The sequence below is a fragment of the Patiriisocius sp. 208BN25-11 genome (assembly GCF_058147145.1).
Window position 1 is genome coordinate 1 of record NZ_JBYVJY010000105.1, and the last position, 245, is coordinate 245.

The window sequence follows — 245 nt, forward strand, 5'->3', positions numbered from 1 at the left end:
TCGCCTGTTTTACGCCCTAATGTCATTTCTTTTAAGCTAGATGCACCTTTGGTTCCCATGATGAGGAATGCGATAGTATGCTCTTTAATATATTCCCTAATAGAGGCTACAAATGAACCCGCTACTATGGCATTTTTAAGGGTATGTTTTTTATTGGGATACTTTGCTTGGAGAGTTTTGATTAGCGTTTTCATTGCAACTTTTGGATCGTCACGTACTTCTTTTGGTGATACAAAACCTGCTGT

General features: G+C 38.4%; 1 pseudogene. It reads right to left on the reverse strand.

Annotated elements, in window-relative coordinates:
• A pseudogene (locus tag ACY2RS_RS15745) lies at positions 1 to 245 on the reverse strand (hypothetical protein); the annotation flags it as partial.